Source organism: Pseudomonas sp. NPDC089752, assembly GCF_044748725.1.
Lineage (GTDB): Bacteria > Pseudomonadota > Gammaproteobacteria > Pseudomonadales > Pseudomonadaceae > Aquipseudomonas.
The window spans coordinates 135,876-154,538 of record NZ_JBIVGP010000012.1 but is presented as its reverse complement, the minus strand read 5'-3'; the positions used below and the strand labels follow the sequence as shown (position 1 = coordinate 154,538).

Genomic DNA, 18,663 nt, shown 5'->3' with positions numbered 1-18,663 from the left:
CGCCACATATTTCAAGACATGCGCCCCAAAAGAAAGGGCCGGGCATTCACATGCCCGGCCCTTCATTTCACCCTGACGCAATGGCCGCTTACTGCTTGGCCACCTTGGTGCTCGCACTCAGGTAGTCGATCAGAATGCGCCCAGTCTCGGACAAGTAAGCATCGTCTTCCGGCTTGGTATTTTCATCCTCGGTCGGCAGCGCGTCTTCGTCCTCTTTTTTCAGCTCTTTCAACGGCTCCTCACCCTTGGCCTTGCGGCGGATGTTCTCCAGCGCCAGCTGCTTGCCTTCGATCTCGTCATGACGGGCGCGGCGGTCCTGCTCGTTGAGGCTGACGGTTTTTTCGTCCATCAGCTTCTTGGTCAGCGCCAGGCGATCACGGATGTAGGTGAATTCCGCGTCCTTGTCGCTGCGCGCCTCATGCTGCGCCTTGAGTTGGGCCAGGAACGGCTTGAACGGGTCGGCCGCCGGCTTGACCACCGGGCGGATGGTGTCCCATGGCATGGCTTCGGGCAGGGCGCTTTCGCCGATTTCCTTGGTGTCGATGATCGACGGGTAGTCGATGTCCGGCAGTACGCCCTGGTGCTGGGTGCTCTGCCCGGAAACCCGGTAGAACTTGGCCAGGGTCAGCTTCAGCTCGCCGTGATTGAGCGGCTGGATGGTCTGCACGGTGCCTTTGCCGAAGGTCTGGCCGCCGATGATCAGGGCACGGTGGTAGTCCTGCATGGCACCGGCGAAGATCTCCGAGGCCGAGGCCGACAGGCGGTTGACCAGCAGCGCCAGTGGGCCTTTGTAGAAAGCACCGGGGTTTTCGTCTTCGAGCACGTCGACACGGCCGTCGCTGTTGCGCACCAGCACGGTCGGGCCTTTCTCGATGAACAGGCTGGTCAGCTCGGTGGCTTCCTGCAGGGAACCGCCGCCGTTGTTGCGCAGGTCGATGACCACACCGTCGACTTTTTCCTTCTGCAGCTCGGTGAGCAGCTTTTTCACGTCACGGGTGGTGCTTTTGTACTCCGGATCGCCGGCACGGTAGGCCTTGAAGTCCAGGTAGAAGGCCGGGATCTCGATGATGCCCAGCTTGTAGTCACGGCCAGCCTGCTTGAGCTTGAGCACCGATTTCTTCGCCGCCTGCTCTTCGAGCTTGACTGCCTCGCGGGTGATCGAAACGATCTTGCTGGTCTGGTCGCTCGGCGCATTGCTGGCCGGGATGATTTCCAGGCGCACCACCGAGCCTTTCGGGCCACGGATCAGCTTGACCACTTCATCCAGGCGCCAGCCGACCACGTCGACCATTTCCTTGTTGCCCTGGGCCACGCCGATGATCTTGTCGGCCGGGGCCACCTGCTTGGTTTTCGCCGCAGGGCCTGCCGGCACCAGGCGGACGATCTTGACCTGGTCGTTGTCGCTTTGCAGCACCGCGCCGATGCCTTCGAGCGACAGGCTCATGTTGATGTCGAAGTTCTCGGCATTGTCCGGCGACAGGTAGTTGGTGTGCGGGTCGTAGGACTGGGCGAAGGTGTTGATATAGGCCTGGAAGATGTCCTCGGCACGGGTCTGGTCCAGGCGCGACAGCTGATTCTTGTAGCGCTTGGTCAGGGTTTCCTGAATCTGCTTGGGCTCTTTGCCAGCGATTTTCTGGCGCAGCACTTCGTCCTTGACGCGTTTGCGCCACAGCTCGTCGAGCTCAGCCTGGTTCTTCAGCCACGGCGCATCCTTGCGGTCGATCAGCAAGGTTTCCTTGGTGGTGAAGTCCATCTTGTCGACGCCTTTGTTCAGCTCGGCCAGGGCGAAGTCCAGGCGTTGCTTGACGCGGTCGAGGTAGCGTTTGTAGATGGTGAAGCCAGGGTCGAGGTTGCCGCTTTTGAGGAAGTCGTCGAACTGCGTCTTCCACTTGTCGAACTCGGCGATGTCGGCTGCGGTGAAGTAGCTGCGCGCCGGGTCCAGCAGCTTGATGTAGCTATCGTAGATGATCACCGAGCGGGCGTCATCGAGCGGCGGCTTGCTGTAATGGTGGCGCTTGAGCAGCTCCACGACGTTGAGGCTGGCGACGATCTCGTCACGGTCCGGCTGCAGGCTATCCCACTTGTTGGCGGCCGCCGCATTGCCGCCGAGCGTGAGGCTACCCAGGCCGATCATCAGGGCCAGGGCGGTGCTAGGTAGGAAATGCTTCATGCTGATTCGACGTGGAGGCAATTGATCACGCATAGTAGGCCGTCTTTTCCGTTGCCGGTTCCATGGAGCCGGACAAATACTGCAAAAAGCCCGGGGCGAGGGTTCCCCAGGCTCAGTCATGTGATTCAACTATGGAGGCACTGTGAAGGCATTGCAAGGCGAAGACGGACATGTGGAGTGGGTCGAGGCCGAGCGCCCGGCCCTTGACGCCGGCCAGGTACGCATTCGCGTGGCCGCTGCGGGGCTGAATCGCGCCGACCTGTTGCAAATGAAAGGCCTGTATCCGCCGCCGCCTGGCGCCAGCCCTTATATGGGCCTGGAGTGCGCGGGCATCATCGAAGAAGTGGGCGCTGGCGCCGACTGGCGGGTGGGCGACCGGGTCTGCGCGCTGCTGGCCAGTGGGGCGATGGCCGAAGAGGTTGTGGTGGATGCCCGCCATGTGCTGCCGGTGCCAGAGGGCCTGAGCCTTCATGAAGCGGCGGCGCTGCCTGAGGTGTACGCCACGGCGTGGTTGAACATCTTCCAGCTGGGCAAGGTTAAAGCTGGGGAGAAAGTGCTGGTGCATGCGGGCGCGAGCGGTGTCGGCTCGGCGGCGATCCAGTTGTGCAAGGCGTTTGGTAACCCGGTGTATGTCAGCGTCGGTTCGCAGGATCGTCTGGCGTACTGCGAGGCGCTTGGCGCGGCGGGTGGCGTGGTGCGTAACGAGAACCTCGAAGCGCTGGAAGGCTTCGGGCCATTCGATGTGATCCTCGATCCGGTGGGTGCCAGCTATGGGCCGCTTAACCTCAAGCTGCTGTCGCGTGACGGGCGCTGGGTGATCATCGGCCTGATGGGCGGGCGCAAGTTTGAGCTGGATCTGGCGCAGGTGCTCGGCAAGCGGCTGGAAATCACCGGCTCAACGCTGCGCAACCGTGATGACGGGTTCAAGGCCGAGTTGTTGCGCGAGTTGCAGCAGCAGGTGTGGCCGCTGTTTGCCGAAGGGCGCTTGTCGCCGCAATTGGTGGATTCCTACCCGGTGGCGTTCGCTCAAGCGGCGTATGCCGCGCTTGAAAGCAATCAGGTGTCGGGCAAGCTGGTGATGGTGATCGATCCGAGCCTGATGTAGCCAGGGCCGGCCTCTTCGCGGGCAAGCCCGCTCCCACAGGCCCACCACAATTCTTCAAATCTTTGGAGTACCTGTGGGAGCGGGCTTGCCCGCGAAGAGGCCGGAACAGACGCTACAAAACGCTAGCTCCAACTCAAGATCGGCCACCCATTGGTCTCGGCATGCTCCCTCAACACCGCATCCGGGTTCACCACATGCGGGTGATCCACCTTCAGCAACAACGGCAAGTCGTTACGCGAATCGGAATAGAAACTCGCCCCTTCCAGATTTTCCTGTTCCTGATCCAGCCATTCCAGTAAGCGAGTGATCTTGCCTTCACGGTAGGTCAGCACCCCGTGGGTCCTGCCGGTATACACCCCATTCACCGCCTCCAGCTCGATCGCCAGGTACTCATCTACGCCCAGCCGCGCCGCAATCGGCCCAACCAGGTGCGTACCGCTCGCCGAAATGATCAGAATGCGGTCCCCACGCTTGCGGTGTTCGGCGATGCAGCGGCAGGCGTCGCCGAAAATGATCGGCTCGATCACATCCTCGACCCACGGCTCGACCAGATGCTCGACCTCTTCCAGCGTGCGCCCGGCAATCGGCTCCAGGCTGAAGGCCATATAGTCCTCCATCGCCAGGTGGCCTTTGCCGTAGGCCTCCATCAATTCATGGTCGCGGCGCAGAAAGTCTTTGCCGTCTACCCAGCCCAGCCGCGCCATCTGTTCGCTCCACAGCGACGCGCAGTCGCCATGGATAAGGGTTTCGTCGAGGTCGAAAATTGCCAGTGCCATGCGTTGAATCTCCTTAGGCCACTTCCCGTAGCGCCGTGGGGTCGATCGACAAGGATACCCGCTGGCCGTCCGCGTGCAGGTCGGCCGATGAGCGGTTGAGCACGTCGACCACCAACTCCACGTCGCGCACCCGCACCCGATAGCGAATCACGTTGCCAAGCAGGCTGTGGCTGCGCACCTCGCCGTCCAATTCCCCATCGCGGCCCAGGGTGATCGACTCCGGCCGAATCGCCAGGCGGCTGGCCACCGGGCGCTGCAACAGGCGGCTGGCGCTGTCCGGGTCGAGCAGGTTGTAGTTGCCGATGAAGCCGGCGGCGAACAGGTCCACCGGCGCGGTGTAGAGGGTTTCGGCATCGCCGCTCTGGACGATGCGCCCCTGGTTCATGAGGAAGATGCGGTCGGACATCGTCAGCGCCTCCTCCTGGTCATGGGTGACGAAAATGGTGGTCAGCCCCAGCTCGCGTTGGATCGCGCGAATTTGCTCGCGCAGGTGCTTGCGGATGCGCGCATCCAGCGCCGACAGCGGCTCGTCGAGCAGCAGCAGGCGCGGGCGGGTGACCAGCGAACGGGCCAGGGCCACGCGCTGGCATTGGCCCCCCGACAGCTGATGTGGGTAGCGCCCGGCAAAGCTGCCCAGCTCGACCAACTCCAGGGCTTCGCGCACGCGGGCCTGGCTTTCATCCGCCTTGACCTTCTGCATGCGCAGGCCGAAGGCGACATTCTGCTCCACGGTCATGTTGGGGAACAGCGCGTAGCTCTGGAACACCATGCCGATGCCGCGCTTTTGCGGGCTGACCGGCACGATATCCTGGCCGTCGAGGAGGATCTGCCCGCCGTCCACCGGGGTCAGCCCGGCGATGCAGCGCAGCAAGGTGGACTTGCCGCAGCCCGACGGGCCGAGCAGGGTGACGAACTCGCCGCGTTCGATCTGGCAGTCGATGTTCTCGAACACCGAGGTGCCGGCATAGCGCTTGTGCAGTTTTTGTACGCTGACGAAGCTCATGTCAGGTCTTGTCCTTGTTCAAACGGTTGGCGACCCAGGTCAGCACCAGCACGAAGGCGAAGTACGAGATCACCAGCGCGCTGTTGAAGTGGCCGCTGCTGTTGCGCATGTTGTTCAGGTACACCTGCAGCGTCTCGTAGCGGGTGCCGACCAGCAGGTTGGCGAACACGAACTCACCGAACAGGAACGAGAACGACAGCAGCAGCGCCACCATCAGGCCCTTGCGCAGGTTCGGCAGTACCACCAGGAATGCCGCCTGCCAGGTGCTGGCCCCGAGCAGTTGGGCGGCGTCCATCAGGTCGCGCAGGTTGATCGCCTGCAGGTTGTTGGTGATCGCCCGGTACATGAACGGCAAGGCGATGGTGAAGTAGCAGCCGATCAGGATCCACGGCGTACCGACCATGGCCATCGGCCCGCTGCCGTAAAGCTGCAGCAGGCCCACCGACGACACCACCGGCGGCACCGCGAACGGCAGCAGAATGAGGATGTTCATCAGCGCGTCGAGCTTGGGGAAGTGGTAGTGCACCACGAACAGCAGCGGCAGGATCAGCACCACCGACAGCAGCAGCGCCCCCATGCACACCAGCAGCGACTGGCCAAAGGCGGCAAGAAAGCGCGGCTCGCTCCACAGTGCCACGTACCATTTCAGGGTCAGGCCGCTGGGCAGCAGGCTGGCAGACCAGCTGGTGGCCAGCGAGTAGAGCAGTGTGCCGGCCAGCGGCAGCAGCAGGATCAGAAACAGCAGGTACACCACCACGCGGTGGTAGAGGCTGCTGGCCTTGGCTTCAGCGCGCATGGTAGCTCCTCTTCAGCAGCCATTGATGGACGATCGTGACCAGCGTCATCAGCCCCACCAGCACCATCGCCAGGGCGCTGGCCAGGTTGGGGTCGAGGCTGATGTCACCGGCCACCAGCCCGGCGATGCGGATCGGCAGCACGTTGAAGTTGCCGGTGGTCAGCGCATACACCGTGGCGTAGGCGCCCAGGGCGTTGGCCAGGAGGATGACGAAGGTGCCGAGCAGTGCCGGGGTCAGCACCGGCAGGCCGATGTGCCGCCAGTACTGCCAGTGGCTGGCGCCGAGCAGCGCGGCCGACTCGCGCCAGTCTTCGCGCAACGCGTCGAAGGCGGGGTAGAGCAGCAGCACGCCGAGCGGGATCTGGAAGTAGGTGTACACCAGGATCAGGCCGCTTTTCGAATAGATGCTGAAATCTTCCAGCAGGCCGATCTGCTTGAGCAGCAAGGTCAGCGCGCCGTTGAAACCGAGCAGGATGATGAAGGCGAAGGCCAGCGGCACCCCGGCGAAGTTGCTGGTCATGTTGGCGAAGGCGCTGACGAAATCGCGCAGGCGTGAATCCACCTGGCGCAGCGAGTAGGCGCCGAGGGTGGCGATGACGATGCCGAACAGGCTCGACCAGAAGCTGATCTCCAGGCTGCGTTGCAGCGCCTGCAGGTAGAACTTGGAGGCGAACACCTTGGTGAAGTTTTCCACGCCCCAGCCGGCCTCCGACTGCAGGCTGTTGATCGCCACCCAGGCCAGCGGGGCGATCTGGAAGATGACGAAGAACACGGCGAACGGCAGCAGGCAGAGCAAGGCCAGGGCGCGGCTTCTGGCACTCACTTGAGCAGCTCCCGGCACACGGTCTTGTCGTGGGGCACGCCGAGCACTTCGCAAATGGTGCCGCACAGTTCGGTCTGCAGCGGCTTGGCGGCGGGGTCGAGGCTGAAGGCGTCGCCGAACACGAACAACGGTACCTCGCGTTCCTCGGCCAGCAGGCCGTTGTGCGAGCGGTCGTTGTTCATGCCGTGGTCGGCGGTGACCAGCACCTGGTAACCCTCTTCGAGCCAGCGCGGCAGGTAGTCGGCCAGCAGGATGTCGGCGCTGCGCGCAGCGTTGCGGTACTGGCTGCTGTCCAGGCCGTGGCGGTGGCCGGTGTCGTCGATGCTCATCGGGTGCACCAGCAGGAAGTTCGGTGCGTGGCGGCGGCGCAGGTATTCGGCGTCGGCCAGCAGGTGTGAATCGGGGTAGCGGTCGTCCCAGTAGAACAAGCCGTGCTGGATCGGCAGCTTGGGCGCGTGGGTGTGGCGATCGCGCTGAGGGTCGAAGGGCGAGCGGTTGTACAGTTCGCTCATCCAGTGATAGGCCGCCGCAGCCGTGCCCAGGTTGGCTTCGCGGGCGTAGTGGAACACGCTGCGCTGGTTGGACAGGCGGTTGATGTTGTTGTGCACGATGCCGCTGTCGATTGGCGCAACGCCGGTGAGGATGCACTCGTACAGCGGTCGCGACAGCGATGGCAGCTCGCACTCCACGCGGTAGAGCGCGGCGCGGTCGGCCTCGACGTACGCGTGCAGGTGGCCCATGGCGTGGTGCGCGACCTGGTGGTTGAGGCCGTCGAGCAGGACCAGGATGACGTTGTGGTTCATTCGAAGCTCCGCGGGTTTTCAGGATCGGCCGCTGTGCGGCCGTTCGCGGGTCAAGCCCGCTCCCACAGGTTCTCCATAGCTCTTGAACCCTATGCTGTACCTGTGGGAGCGGGCTTGACCCGCGAACGAGGGCGCAGCCCTCGCTATCACTCCATCTCGATGATCACTTGCTCCTGCCACTGCTGCGGCAGCCCCTTGGAGGTCGCTTCCCAGGCCTCGGCATTCTTGATTGGCTGAGCGGCCCCGTATTGCTCGTTAGGCAGCAGCTTGGCCTGCACATCCGCCGGCAGTTTCAGGTGCTCGGCACGGATCGGCCGGGCATGCCCCTTGGCCAGGTTGATCTGCCCGGCATCGCTGAAGATGTACTCGCGCGCCAGCTTCGCCGCATTCGGGTGCTTGGCGTACTTGTTGATGATGGTGGTATAGCCCGAGGTGACCGAACCGTCCGACGGAATCAGCACTTCAAAGCGCTTGGGGTCGATCTGATCACGGTAGCTCAGGCCGTTAAAGTCCCACACCACGCCGACTTCCACCTCGCCTTTTTCCAGCGTCTGGATGGTCGGGTTGGCCAGTGACAGGCGTTTCTGCTGGGCCAGCTTGGTGAACAACTGCAGGCCAGGGGCGACATTGCTCTCGTCGCCTTTGTAGGCAATCGCCGCGGCCAGCACACCGTTGGCCGCCTGGGCGGCAGTGCCGACGTCACCGATGGCGACCTTGTATTTGCCCTTTTCAAGGTCATGCCAGGTCTTAGGCCGTTCGTCTTCCTTCACCAGGTCCTTGTTGATGATGAAGGCGATGGTGCCGGTATAGGCCAGCGCCCAGTGCCCGTCCTGATCCTTGGCCCAGGTCGGCACCTGGTCCCAGGTGCTTGGCTTGTACGGCTGGCTCACGCCCTTGGCCACGGCGATCGGGCCGAAGGCAGCACCCACATCGCCGATGTCGGCGCTGGCGTTGTCCTTTTCGGCTTCGAACTTGGCGATTTCCTGGGCCGAACTCATGTCGGTGTCACTGTGCTTGAGGCCATACTTGCTGGCCAGGTCATCCCAGGTGCCTTTCCAGTTGGCCCAGGCATCGGGCATGCCCACGCTGTTGACGGTGCCTTCCTTGCGGGCGGCGTCTTCCAGGGCCTTGAGGTCGGTGCCGGCAGCCATGGCCGAAGTACAAAGGGTGATGGCCGAGCCGAGCAGTGACGCCATGAACAACTTTTTCATCCGAAGCTCCTTGGGTGGGTGCCTTGCGCGATCGTTGTTGGTCTAGGTCAGCAAACCTTGCGCCAAGGTAGACCGCTTGCGTGACAGTTTGATGTAGGGAAAGCCCTGGAAATACAGCGTAGACCAGATCGAAAGGCCCGATTTATTGGGGTTGGCGCGAATCTGGCAGGCGTGCTCAGGCGGTTTGTCACAGGATGTTCATCAGCCCTGCCTAGGCTTGCACTATTCTCCAAGTGCCCTGTTCTGGGGCTGGACTAGTCCAGATAGGTAACCCTTGATGCAGCCCACCCCACCGCGTGCGGTAACAGCCATCTGCCATGCCCTGCAGGAGCAGATCGAGCACGGCCTGCTGGCGCCGGGGGGCAAGCTGCCGGCCGAGCGCAAGCTCAGCGAAGTGTTCGACACCACGCGCATTACCCTGCGCGAAGCGCTGGCGCAACTGGAGGCGCAGGGGCTGATCTACCGCGAAGAGCGGCGCGGCTGGTTCGTCGCGCCCGAGCGGCTGACCTACGACCTGATCGAGCGTAGTCACTTTCACGCAATGGTGCGGGACCAGGGGCGGGTTCCAACTACCGAGTTGCTTTCGGCCAGGCTGCAACCGGCGTCAGCTGCGGTTTGCGCGCGCTTGCGCCTGCCCGCGTTGTCGAGCGTGGTGCGCATCTGCCGGCTGCGCCGGATAGACGGGCGGGCGGTGCTGTACGCCGAGCACTACCTCAACCCGAGGTACTTCCCGGCGATTCTTGAGCAAGACTTGGCACAGTCGCTGACCGAGATTTATGGTCGGGTATACGGAATCGGCTATGGCCAGGTGTGTTTCGAGATACTGCCGACGGCGCTGCCGGTGGACGCGGCAGCGGCATTGAAGGTGTCCACGGGCAGCCCCGGGCTGCATATCACCCGGGTCAACAGTGACCAGCATGGGCATCTGATCGACTGTGACCTGGAGTATTGGCGGCATGATGCGATCCGCATTCGCGCCCAGGCGGGCTAAGCCCTAGCTGGCAGGTTTGCCGGCTTCGGCCATACCACCGCCGCCCGCCGTCACCACCTGCACCGACAGGCGCGGGGTCGCCAGGTCCAGCCCTGCCTCATCCAGCTGTCGCTTCAAGGCCAGGTTGAATGCCCGCGACACTTCCCACTGCTTGATCGGTGCGGTCTTGAAGCGCGCACGCAAGATGGCCGAGCCCGACTCGAAGCTTTCGACCCCTTGCAGCTCCAGCGGCGACCAGATGTTGCGGCGCATCAGCGGGTCGTTGCGCAGCTTCTGCCCCACTTCACGGATCAGCGTGATGGCCTGGTCGATGTTCATGCTGTGCGGGATGGCCACGCGGAAGATCGCGTAGCCGAATTCACGCGAGTAGTTCTTGATGCTCTTGATCTCGCTGAACGGGATGGTGTGCACGATGCCGTCGATGTCGCGCAGGCGCACGGTGCGGATGGTCAGGCCCTCGACCGTGCCCAGGTGGCCGCCGACATCGACGTAGTCGTCGATGGCCAGCGAGTCCTCGATGATGATGAACAGGCCGGTGATCAGGTCGGCCACCAGCGACTGCGCGCCAAAACCGATAGCCAGGCCGATCACACCGGCACCGGCCAGCAGTGGCGTGACGTTCATGCCCATGTTGGCCAGGGCGACGATCACCGCGATGATGAAGATGAACACGAACAGCACGTTGCGGATCAGCGGCATCATGGTTTGCGCGCGGGCGTTGGCCAGGCCCCGGCGCGAGCGCACCAGCGCATGATGCACGGCGGTGTCGGCGAGGATCCACACCAACCAGGCGACGATCAGCGTGCCGGCCAGGCCCAGCAGGCGCAGGCTGACTTCGTGGCCGTCACCTTCGGCGAAGCTGATCATCGACTGACCCCACACGCGCAGGCCCAGTTCGATGAACACCAGCCAGATGAACAGGTGCACCAGCAGGTAGCCGAAGTTGCGCAGGCGCTCGGCATACACCGCCTGGCGCTTGTTGGCGCGCTTGGGGTGGGCGGCGTGGCGGCGCACCAGGCCGTTGAGCACCATGCACACCACCACCAGCACCGTGCACATCAGCGACTGGCGCAGGGCGGTGCTGGTGTCGCCAGCGGAAACGAAAGTGGCGAACAGCGAGATGGCCACCAGGATCAGCGCCGGGATGAACCAGAAGCTGCCGAGGATCTCGATGGTGTCGCTGAGCGTGCGCCGGGTCAGGCGCCGCGACAGGGGCTGGTTGCGGATCAGGTGGGCGATCGGGCGGCGGAAGCGCAGGATGAACAGCCCGGTGCACAGCGCGGCGATGACGTTGGCCAGGGTGGCCAGGGCGTGTGCCAGGTGCGTGCCCAGGGCGACCAGCATGCGCGGGTCGCTCATCGCTTCGCCAAAGGCGGCGAAGCTGCCGATCAGCCACAGCGGGCGGAAGGCCTGGTGGCGCAGGATGTGCAATGCGCGGTGGCGATGCGGGCCATCGAGCAAGGAAAACGCGATCACGCAGATGGCCGAGAAGCAGGTGCCGACCACCAGGGCATAAGCCAATACCATGGCCATCGACTTGCCGAGCGAGGAGGGCAGGGCGAAGCTCAGGTACACCGTGAACACCAGCGCCACCAGCCACGGCCCGAGTTTGCGCAGGGCGAAGCGCAGCAGGTCCCAGGTGCGCGGGTGCTGGGGCAGCTCTTCGGTCAGGCCGAAGCGCACCCGCACGCGATGGCCGATCCAGTTGAAGGCATAGGCCAGCAGGCTCCACACGGCGATGATCGCGGCGAAGCCGAACAGGATTGCCGGCCATTGATGTACCGGTACCACCAGGTCCATCAGCTCGGCCTGGGCCTGGTCGATTTCCAGGGACCAGCGATGGAATGGGCTGGCGTCGCCGCTGAACTGCTTCTCGAAGTCATGCAGTGCGCCGCCGATCAGGCCCAGCACGCCCTGTTCGACGGTCGGTTGCGATTGTTTGGTGGCGTCGCGCAGCTTCTTCAGGTCGGCCAGCAACTTGGCCCGCTGCTGGTCGTTTTCCAGGTTCTTGATCACCTCGTCCAGCGATTTGCCCAAGGGTTCGCTGGCTTCGGGCTGAGCCGGCGCGCTGGACCCCAGCAGGCTCGGCAGGCCGGCCGCGTGGGCGGGGGCGATGAACAGAAACAGCAGCAGGGCAAGGCAACGCAGGAGGGCTGGCACCGGGAAATCTACCTCAGGTCAAACGATTGGCCGAGTGTAGAGGTTTATGTGGGCAGTTTCTCCAGGATCTTCCAGCAGGTGAGGCCGAAGATGCCCAGGGTGCCGATCCACATCATCAGTACGCCGATGTTGCGCTCGCGCATACTGAAGCCGATGGTCAGCAGCATCAGAAACAGAAATACCGGCACGAACAGGGACAGGAAGGGGGACATGGGCGGCAATCCTTTTGCGTTGGGGCCATGTGTTAAGCATAGCGGGTGGCAAGCGAAGCGGGATTGATCCGGGGCAGGTGGGGTGTCATTGCCGGCCTCTTCGCGGGGCAAGCCCGCTCCCACAGGTACAACACAGTTCTCCTGTGGGAGCGGGCTTGCCCCGCGAAGAGGCCAGGCCTGCTTACATCAAATTCAAGGCAAATCGCGGCTGCGATAGAAAGCAGTCAACACCTTCACCAGATGCGCCAGGTCATGGCTGCCGCACAGCTCACGAATCGAATGCATGGCAAAGGTCGGCAAACCGATGTCGACCGTGCGCACGCCCAGGTGGCTGGCAGCGATCGGGCCGATGGTCGAACCGCAGCCCATGTCGCTGCGTACCACGAAGCTCTGCACCGGCACTTCTTCGGCCATGCACAGGTGGCGGAAGAACCCGGCAGTTTCGCTGTTGGTGGCGTAGCGCTGGTTGTTGTTGACCTTGATCACCGGCCCGGCGTTGAGCTTGGGCCCGTGGTTGCCGTCGTGCTTGTCGGCGTAGTTGGGGTGCACGCCGTGGGCGTTGTCGGCCGAGACCATCAGCGAACGCTGAATGGTGCGCACATAGGCGTCGCCATCCGGCAGCAGGCGTTGCAGGGTCTGTTCGAGCATCGGGCCGTCGGCGCCGCAGGCCGAGCTGCTGCCGACTTCTTCGTGGTCGTTGCACACCAGCACGCAGGTTTCGTCGCTGTCGGCGGCCAGCATTGCCTGCAGGCCGGCGTAGCACGAGAGCAGGTTGTCCAGGCGCGCGCCGGCGATGAAGTCGCCGTGCAGGCCGATCTGTGCAGCGTCCTGGGTGTCGTAGAAGCTCAGCTCGTAATCGAGCACAACGTCGGCATTGAGCTGGTGCTCGCGGGCCAGCTGTTCGGTGAGCAGGGCGCGGAAGTCGATGCGCTCGTCGCCAGCGACCTGGGCCAGGATGGGCGGCAGCTCGGTCTGCGGGTTGATCATCCAGCCTTCATTGGCGGTGCGGTTGAGGTGGATGGCCAGGTTGGGGATGATGGCGATCGGCAGCTTGAAGTCGATCAGCTGGCTTTCGACCTTGCCGTCGCGGCGGAAGGTGACCCGCCCGGCCAGCGACAGGTCGCGGTCGAACCATGGCGCCAGCAGTGCGCCGCCATACACCTCCACGCCCAGTTGCAGGAAGCCCTGGCGCTGCAGCTCGGGCTGCGGCTTGACCCGCAGGCACGGGCTGTCGGTGTGCGCACCGACCATGCGGATGCCGCCCTGCAGCGGTGCTTGCTTGCCCAGCTTGATGGCGATGATCGAAGAATCGTTGCGGGTGACGTAGTAGCGACCGCCAGGCACGGTGGCCCAGCTGTCACGCTCATCCAGGCGCTGGTAGCCGGCAGCCTCGAGGCGCTGGGCCAGGCTGGCGGTGGCGTGGAAGGGCGTGGGGGAGGCCTTGAGGAAATCGATCAGGCCGGTATTCAGTGCTTCGCGCATAACTCACTCCAGACAGCAGTGGGGGCGAGTTTAGCGCAGATAGATCACAAATTGTGTCGGCCTCTTCGCGGGACAAGCCCGCTCCCACATGAGAACTGTGTTGTACCTGTGGGAGCGGGCTTGCCCCGCGAAGAGGCTGGTACAGCCATCACAAAATCAGAAGGGGGCGGGGCACTCGAACTTCAACCGCTCCCCGGAAACCGGATGAGTAAAGCTCAGCATCGCCGCATGCAGGCACAACCGCTCATGCGCCGCCAGCGCCTCGGGATTGGCATACAAACGGTCACCCAGTAATGGATGCCCAATCGACAGCATGTGCACCCGCAGCTGGTGCGAACGCCCGGTGATCGGCGTCAGCTCCACCCGGCAGTAATCGCCGCAACGTTCGAGGATGCGCCAGAAGGTCAGCGCATGCTTGCCCTGTTCATGGTCCACCACATGCCGAGGCTTGGTCGGCGGATCATAGCGCAGCGGCAGGTCGATGCTGCCGCTGTCCAGCGCCGGTTGGCCCCAGCACAGCGCGGTGTAGGCCTTCTCGGTCTCGCGGTCGTGGAACTGGCGCGACAGCTCACGGTGGCTGTCGGCGTCGCGGGCCAGCAGGATGATGCCGGAGGTTTCCCAGTCCAGGCGGTGGACGATCAACGCATCGGGGTAGCCGTTTTCCTGCAGGCGGGTGATCAGGCAGTCCTTGTTGTCATCGGCACGGCCTGGCACCGACAGCAGCAGGGTCGGCTTGTTGACCACCAGGATGGCGGCGTCTTCATGGAGGATCTGGACGTTCGACAGCGGCATTGCAAGTTCTCGATGAAAATGACAAAACCACTGGGGCTGCAGGGCAACCCCAGTGGTTTCGTCTGTACCTGACGGGCTGAATCAGCGATCAGGCAGGGTGATGTTCAGCTCCAGGATCGAGCAGCTGCCCTGGTTTTCCAGCTCGATGTGCACGTCATCGTTGCCGATGTTCACATACTTGCGGATCACTTCGAGCAGTTCTTTCTGCAGCGCCGGCAGGTAGTCCGGTTCGCTGCGCTGGCCGCGCTCATGCGCCACGATGATCTGTAGACGCTCTTTCGCCACCGACGCACTGGTCTGTTTCTGTCTGCCACGAAAGAAGTCAAAAAGGTTCATGGTTTACTTGCCTCCAAACAGGCGCGCGAAGAATCCTTGCTTCGGCACTTCGATGAAACGCAGGGGTTTCTCTTTGCCCAGGAGGCGGTCGACGGTGTCGCTGTACGCCTGGCCCGCATCGCTCTGGTCATCGAGGATGACCGGGATACCCTGGTTGGACGCCTTGAGCACCGCCTGCGACTCGGGAATCACACCCTTGAGCTTGATCGCCAGGATCTCTTCGACGTCGGCGATGCTGAGCATTTCGCCCTTTTCGACACGCTCGGGGTGGTAACGGGTGATCAGCAGGTGTTCCTTGATCGGCTCTTCGCCGTTTTCGGAGCGGCGCGACTTGCTCGACAGGATGCCCAGCATGCGGTCGGAGTCACGTACCGAAGAGACTTCAGGGTTGGTCACGACGATGGCTTCGTCAGCGAAATACATCGCCAGGTGGGCGCCTTTCTCGATACCGGCCGGCGAGTCGCAGATGACGTATTCGAACTGTTCTTTCAGCTCCATCAGCACCTTTTCCACGCCTTCCTGGGTCAGTGCGTCCTTGTCGCGGGTCTGGCTGGCGGCCAGCACGAACAGGTTTTCGAGGCGCTTGTCCTTGATCAGGGCCTGCTGCAGGTTGGCTTCGCCGTTGACGACGTTGACAAAGTCGTACACCACGCGGCGTTCGCAGCCCATGATCAGGTCGAGGTTACGCAGGCCGACGTCGAAGTCGACGATGACGGTCTTGTGGCCGCGCAGCGCGAGGCCGGTGCCGATGGCGGCGCTGGTGGTGGTCTTGCCCACACCCCCCTTGCCGGAAGTAACGACGAGAATCTTGGCCAAGGTGTTTCACCCCTAAATAAGTCGGGACAGCTGTCCCAGCAAAATGCAAAAAACGGCAACTGGGAAAAAAGTTGCTCTGAAAATGACGGCAAGTATCCGTTAAAGACGGGTGATGTTCAACACGTCACCGGACAGGCTGACTTGCACGCCCGAGCCCCACAAAGGGTCGCGGCGCAGGTCCTCGCAGACCCGGTACTGGCCAGCGATTGAGACCATTTCAGCGGTCATCTGCTGGCAGAAGATACGGGCCTTGGTATTGCCTTTGATGCCGGCCAAGGCGCGGCCGCGCATGACGCCGTACACATGGATGTTGCCATCGGCGAGAAGTTCCGCACCCGGGCTGACCGAGGCGGTGACCACCAGGTCGCCACCCTGGGCGTAGATCTGCTGGCCGCCGCGGACCGGTGAGGTGATGATGCGGGTTGGGCGCTGCTCTTGCACAAGGACGGGCTCGGGCGCAGGCGCAGGGGCGGGTGCCGGCTCGGGTTTCACCTCGGGCTCAGGCTCCAGTGGCCGCTCACGCGCACCGGAGGGCGGCAGCACCGGCAGGTCGATGGCGATCGCGGCAGCGATGTCCTCGATGCGGTTGGCGCGAATGGCCAGGGTGCGCAGGCCATGGTGGCGGCAGATGCGCATCAGCCCGGGCAGGTCGATGGCGCCTTCACCGGCCGGCAGCTTGTCCAGCGCCAGCACCAAGGGTGTGTTGCTGAAGAAATTCGGGGCTTGAGCCACTTTCGCCGCCAATTGGCGGTCGAGGGCTTCAAGGTCGTTGCGCCCCAGTTCCAGCACAGTGATGGCAAGCATGCTGCCCTTGAGCTGGAACACGGAGGCTGTGTCGGGTGTGTGGTTTGGGCTCATGGTCTGCATAGACGACTTGCTAGGGAAAAAGTGCCCTGACTTATAGCGATAACACCGGTTGGCCGCAACCGGCACCGATCCGATGTAGAATGCTCGGCCTTTGACATTCCGGAAGCTTCAATGGAACGCCCGCGTTTTCGTCCCTATTTCCTTCACCCCAGGTTCTGGGGCCTGTGGCTTGGCTTGGGCCTGCTGTGGCTGGTGGTGCAGTTGCCCTACCGTGCCTTGCTGTGGCTCGGCGGCGCCTTGGGCGCGCTGATGTACCGGCTGGCCGGTGAGCGCCGGCGCATTGCCGCGCGCAACCTGGAGCTGTGCTTCCCGGAACTGTCCGTCGACGAACGGCGCCGGTTGTTGAAGGCGAACTTCGCCTCCACTGGCATCGCCTTCTTCGAAATGGCCATGAGCTGGTGGTGGCCCAAGGCCAGGCTGGCGCGCCTGGCGCATATCGAAGGCATCGAGCACCTGCAGGCCGCCCAACAGGCAGGGCAGGGCGCAATCCTCATGGCCGTGCATTTCACCACATTGGAGATCGGTGCGGCGTTGCTGGGCCAGGTCCACACGATCGATGGCATGTACCGCGAGCACGGCAACCCGTTGTTCGACTTCATCCAGCGCAACGGCCGCGAGCGGCATAACCTCGACTCGCTGGCGGTGGAGCGTGAAGACGTGCGCGGCATGCTCAAGCTGCTGCGTTCGGGCCGGGCGATCTGGTATGCACCCGACCAGGACTATGGCGCCAAGCAAAGCCTGTTCGTGCCCTTGTTCGGCATCCCGGCGGCGACCGTCACCGCCACCACCAAGTTCGCCCGCCTGGGCAAGGCGCAGGTGATTCCGTTCACCCAGAAGCGCCTGGAGGATGGCAGCGGCTATCGTCTGGTGATCCACCCGCCGCTGCAGGATTTCCCCGGTGAGAGCGAAGAGGCCGATTGCCTGCGTATCAACCAGTGGATCGAAGGCGTGTTGCGCGAATGCCCCGAGCAGTACCTGTGGGCGCACCGGCGCTTCAAGTCGCGGCCCGAGGGTGAGCCGCGGCTGTACGACAAGAAAAAGCGCTGACTTTGCAGTGACAGTGCTGGCCTCTTCGCGGGGCAAGCCCGCTCCCACAGGTATTGCATGGACTCTGTGGGAGCGGGCTTGCCCCGCGAAAGGGCCGGTACTGACAAAGTGAATCCAGGGAGGAATCGATGACCCCAACCACCGGCCTGATCCTCTCTGGCGGCGGTGCCCGCGCCGCCTATCAGGTCGGTGTTCTGGCCGGCATCGCCGAGCTGCTGCCACCCTGCGCGGCCAACCCCTTCCCGGTAATCGTCGGCACCTCGGCCGGGGCCATCAACGCCGTGACCCTGGCCAGCGGCGCCACCCGCTTTGGCGAATCCGTGCAGCGCCTCACCGCCTTCTGGCAAAACCTTCGCAGCCATCTGGTGCTGCGCAGCGACTGGCCCGGGGTGATCCGCCAGGCCAGCCGCTTCGTTGGCCACAGCTTGCTCGGCCTGGGCGGCCAGGCGCCGGTCGCGCTGCTCGACAGCAGCCCGCTGCGGGCCTTGCTGCAGTCTCACCTGGACCTCGACGGCATCGCCCAGGCACTGGCCAGCGAGCAATTGCGCGCTGTGGCGGTGACTGCATTCGGATACGAATCCGGCCAGGCCGTTACCTTCTACCAAGGGCGCGGCGGCATCGACACTTGGCTGCGTCACCGGCGCATCGGCGTGCCCACCCCCTTGACCGTCGACCACCTGCTGGCCAGTGCGGCGATCCCGCTGCTGTTCGCTCCGGTCCGCTTGGGTGACGAGTACTACGGCGACGGCGCGGTACGCCAGTCGGCGCCGATCAGCCCGGCCCTGCACCTGGGGGCCAGCCGCGTGCTGGTGGTCGGGGTCAGCGGCAACCCGCAGCGGCCGGCGCCGCCGCTGCCCACTCAACGCGTGTTCAGTGGCCAGCAGCCGAGCCTGGCGCAGATCGGCGGGCATATGCTCAACAGCACCTTCATCGACAGCCTGGAAGACGACATCGAACTGCTGCAACGGCTGAACCACCTCAGCCACCTGCTGCCCGCCCACCTGGATGCGCGGCGCCTGGGCCTGGCGCCAATCGAGGTGCTGGTAGTGGCGCCCAGCCAGCCGCTGGACGAGATTGCCGCGCGCCACCGGCGTGAGTTGCCAGCGGCTTTGCGCGTGTTCCTGCGTGGTCCGGGGGCGACCCGGACCAGCGGGGCGGGGGTGTTGAGCTACCTGCTGTTCGAAGCCAGCTACTGCAGTGAGCTGATCGAGCTGGGCAGGCGCGATGCCTTGGCCAAGCGCCGCGAGCTGAAGCAGTTCCTGGGCATTTGAAA

18 protein-coding genes are annotated in these 18,663 nt (G+C 63.8%); 4 read left to right on the top strand and 14 right to left on the bottom strand.

Going from position 1 to position 18,663, the window contains the following annotated elements; all coding sequences use genetic code 11:
- Window positions 1-88 precede the first annotated feature (88 nt).
- Window positions 89-2,170, bottom strand: a complete 2,082-nt coding sequence (locus tag ACIPZF_RS20305; RefSeq protein ID WP_400802475.1) for a carboxy terminal-processing peptidase — start codon at window positions 2,168-2,170, stop codon at window positions 89-91.
- 142 nt (window positions 2,171-2,312) lie between these two features.
- Between ACIPZF_RS20305 and ACIPZF_RS20300 the strand changes: the two genes are divergently transcribed.
- Entirely contained in the window at window positions 2,313-3,275 is a 963-nt protein-coding gene (locus ACIPZF_RS20300) for an NAD(P)H-quinone oxidoreductase (protein ID WP_400802473.1), read from the top strand.
- Window positions 3,276-3,397: 122 nt separating this feature from the next.
- On the opposite strand, the gene ACIPZF_RS20295 is transcribed toward ACIPZF_RS20300, so the two are convergent.
- The 6 genes from ACIPZF_RS20295 to ACIPZF_RS20270 form a co-directional block, all read right to left on the bottom strand.
- Window positions 3,398-4,051 (bottom strand): HAD family hydrolase, encoded by a 654-nt coding sequence (locus ACIPZF_RS20295; RefSeq protein ID WP_400802471.1) that lies wholly within the window; start codon window positions 4,049-4,051, stop codon window positions 3,398-3,400.
- 13 nt (window positions 4,052-4,064) lie between these two features.
- Window positions 4,065-5,054, bottom strand: coding sequence for an ABC transporter ATP-binding protein (locus ACIPZF_RS20290; RefSeq protein WP_400802469.1), 990 nt, complete (start codon window positions 5,052-5,054; stop codon window positions 4,065-4,067).
- A gap of 1 nt (window position 5,055) precedes the next feature.
- On the bottom strand, window positions 5,056-5,850 hold the full coding sequence (locus ACIPZF_RS20285) for an ABC transporter permease (protein WP_400802467.1): 795 nt from the start codon (window positions 5,848-5,850) through the stop codon (window positions 5,056-5,058).
- The gene (locus tag ACIPZF_RS20280) at window positions 5,840-6,673 is read right to left on the bottom strand and encodes an ABC transporter permease (RefSeq protein ID WP_400802465.1); all 834 of its coding nucleotides are present in this window, start codon (window positions 6,671-6,673) and stop codon (window positions 5,840-5,842) included. Before ACIPZF_RS20280 ends, ACIPZF_RS20285 begins: the two co-directional genes overlap by 11 nt.
- Window positions 6,670-7,476 carry an alkaline phosphatase family protein gene (locus tag ACIPZF_RS20275; RefSeq protein ID WP_400802463.1) on the bottom strand — a complete coding sequence of 269 codons (807 nt, stop codon included), beginning with the start codon at window positions 7,474-7,476 and terminating at the stop codon, window positions 6,670-6,672. The genes ACIPZF_RS20280 and ACIPZF_RS20275 overlap by 4 nt, the downstream gene beginning before the upstream one ends.
- Before the next feature lie 146 nt (window positions 7,477-7,622).
- Window positions 7,623-8,687: an ABC transporter substrate-binding protein gene (locus tag ACIPZF_RS20270; RefSeq protein WP_400802462.1), complete on the bottom strand. Its 1,065-nt coding sequence runs from the start codon at window positions 8,685-8,687 to the stop codon at window positions 7,623-7,625.
- Between the two features lie 277 nt (window positions 8,688-8,964).
- On the opposite strand from ACIPZF_RS20270, the gene ACIPZF_RS20265 reads away from it, so the two are divergent.
- On the top strand, window positions 8,965-9,678 hold the full coding sequence (locus ACIPZF_RS20265) for a UTRA domain-containing protein (RefSeq protein WP_400802460.1): 714 nt from the start codon (window positions 8,965-8,967) through the stop codon (window positions 9,676-9,678).
- Between the two features lie 3 nt (window positions 9,679-9,681).
- On the opposite strand, the gene ACIPZF_RS20260 is transcribed toward ACIPZF_RS20265, so the two are convergent.
- The 7 genes from ACIPZF_RS20260 to minC form a co-directional block, all read right to left on the bottom strand.
- Window positions 9,682-11,838, bottom strand: a complete 2,157-nt coding sequence (locus ACIPZF_RS20260; protein WP_400802458.1) for a mechanosensitive ion channel family protein — start codon at window positions 11,836-11,838, stop codon at window positions 9,682-9,684.
- 44 nt (window positions 11,839-11,882) lie between these two features.
- Window positions 11,883-12,050 carry a hypothetical protein gene (locus ACIPZF_RS20255; protein ID WP_016501052.1) on the bottom strand — a complete coding sequence of 56 codons (168 nt, stop codon included), beginning with the start codon at window positions 12,048-12,050 and terminating at the stop codon, window positions 11,883-11,885.
- 192 nt (window positions 12,051-12,242) lie between these two features.
- A complete protein-coding gene (locus ACIPZF_RS20250; RefSeq protein ID WP_400802457.1) occupies window positions 12,243-13,532 on the bottom strand; it encodes a M18 family aminopeptidase in 1,290 nt (429 codons plus the stop codon).
- Window positions 13,533-13,688: 156 nt separating this feature from the next.
- On the bottom strand, window positions 13,689-14,324 hold the full coding sequence (locus ACIPZF_RS20245) for an RluA family pseudouridine synthase (protein ID WP_400802455.1): 636 nt from the start codon (window positions 14,322-14,324) through the stop codon (window positions 13,689-13,691).
- Window positions 14,325-14,405: 81 nt separating this feature from the next.
- Window positions 14,406-14,660, bottom strand: coding sequence for a cell division topological specificity factor MinE (minE, locus tag ACIPZF_RS20240; RefSeq protein ID WP_003252572.1), 255 nt, complete (start codon window positions 14,658-14,660; stop codon window positions 14,406-14,408).
- A gap of 3 nt (window positions 14,661-14,663) precedes the next feature.
- The gene (minD, locus tag ACIPZF_RS20235) at window positions 14,664-15,476 is read right to left on the bottom strand and encodes a septum site-determining protein MinD (RefSeq protein WP_152954217.1); all 813 of its coding nucleotides are present in this window, start codon (window positions 15,474-15,476) and stop codon (window positions 14,664-14,666) included.
- Window positions 15,477-15,575: 99 nt separating this feature from the next.
- Entirely contained in the window at window positions 15,576-16,343 is a 768-nt protein-coding gene (gene minC / locus ACIPZF_RS20230) for a septum site-determining protein MinC (RefSeq protein WP_400802453.1), read from the bottom strand.
- 111 nt (window positions 16,344-16,454) lie between these two features.
- Between minC and ACIPZF_RS20225 the strand changes: the two genes are divergently transcribed.
- Together ACIPZF_RS20225 and ACIPZF_RS20220 are read left to right on the top strand one after the other, a co-directional pair.
- Window positions 16,455-17,390, top strand: coding sequence for a lipid A biosynthesis lauroyl acyltransferase (locus ACIPZF_RS20225; protein WP_400802452.1), 936 nt, complete (start codon window positions 16,455-16,457; stop codon window positions 17,388-17,390).
- 128 nt (window positions 17,391-17,518) lie between these two features.
- Window positions 17,519-18,661 (top strand): patatin-like phospholipase family protein, encoded by a 1,143-nt coding sequence (locus ACIPZF_RS20220; protein WP_400802450.1) that lies wholly within the window; start codon window positions 17,519-17,521, stop codon window positions 18,659-18,661.
- The last annotated feature ends 2 nt before the right edge of the window (window positions 18,662-18,663 follow it).

What these genes read in the sequence shown, in the direction of transcription:
- ACIPZF_RS20305 (WP_400802475.1), bottom strand. Translation starts at nt 2,170, where the DNA reads ATGAAGCATTTCCTACCTAGCACCGCCCTGGCCCTGATGATCGGCCTG.
- ACIPZF_RS20295 (WP_400802471.1), bottom strand. Translation starts at nt 4,051, where the DNA reads ATGGCACTGGCAATTTTCGACCTCGACGAAACCCTTATCCATGGCGAC.
- ACIPZF_RS20290 (WP_400802469.1), bottom strand. Translation starts at nt 5,054, where the DNA reads ATGAGCTTCGTCAGCGTACAAAAACTGCACAAGCGCTATGCCGGCACC.
- ACIPZF_RS20285 (WP_400802467.1), bottom strand. Translation starts at nt 5,850, where the DNA reads ATGCGCGCTGAAGCCAAGGCCAGCAGCCTCTACCACCGCGTGGTGGTG.
- ACIPZF_RS20275 (WP_400802463.1), bottom strand. Translation starts at nt 7,476, where the DNA reads ATGAACCACAACGTCATCCTGGTCCTGCTCGACGGCCTCAACCACCAG.
- ACIPZF_RS20270 (WP_400802462.1), bottom strand. Translation starts at nt 8,687, where the DNA reads ATGAAAAAGTTGTTCATGGCGTCACTGCTCGGCTCGGCCATCACCCTT.
- ACIPZF_RS20265 (WP_400802460.1), top strand. Translation starts at nt 8,965, where the DNA reads ATGCAGCCCACCCCACCGCGTGCGGTAACAGCCATCTGCCATGCCCTG.
- ACIPZF_RS20255 (WP_016501052.1), bottom strand. Translation starts at nt 12,050, where the DNA reads ATGTCCCCCTTCCTGTCCCTGTTCGTGCCGGTATTTCTGTTTCTGATG.
- ACIPZF_RS20250 (WP_400802457.1), bottom strand. Translation starts at nt 13,532, where the DNA reads ATGCGCGAAGCACTGAATACCGGCCTGATCGATTTCCTCAAGGCCTCC.
- ACIPZF_RS20245 (WP_400802455.1), bottom strand. Translation starts at nt 14,324, where the DNA reads ATGCCGCTGTCGAACGTCCAGATCCTCCATGAAGACGCCGCCATCCTG.
- minE (WP_003252572.1), bottom strand. Translation starts at nt 14,660, where the DNA reads ATGAACCTTTTTGACTTCTTTCGTGGCAGACAGAAACAGACCAGTGCG.
- minC (WP_400802453.1), bottom strand. Translation starts at nt 16,343, where the DNA reads ATGCAGACCATGAGCCCAAACCACACACCCGACACAGCCTCCGTGTTC.
- ACIPZF_RS20225 (WP_400802452.1), top strand. Translation starts at nt 16,455, where the DNA reads ATGGAACGCCCGCGTTTTCGTCCCTATTTCCTTCACCCCAGGTTCTGG.
- ACIPZF_RS20220 (WP_400802450.1), top strand. Translation starts at nt 17,519, where the DNA reads ATGACCCCAACCACCGGCCTGATCCTCTCTGGCGGCGGTGCCCGCGCC.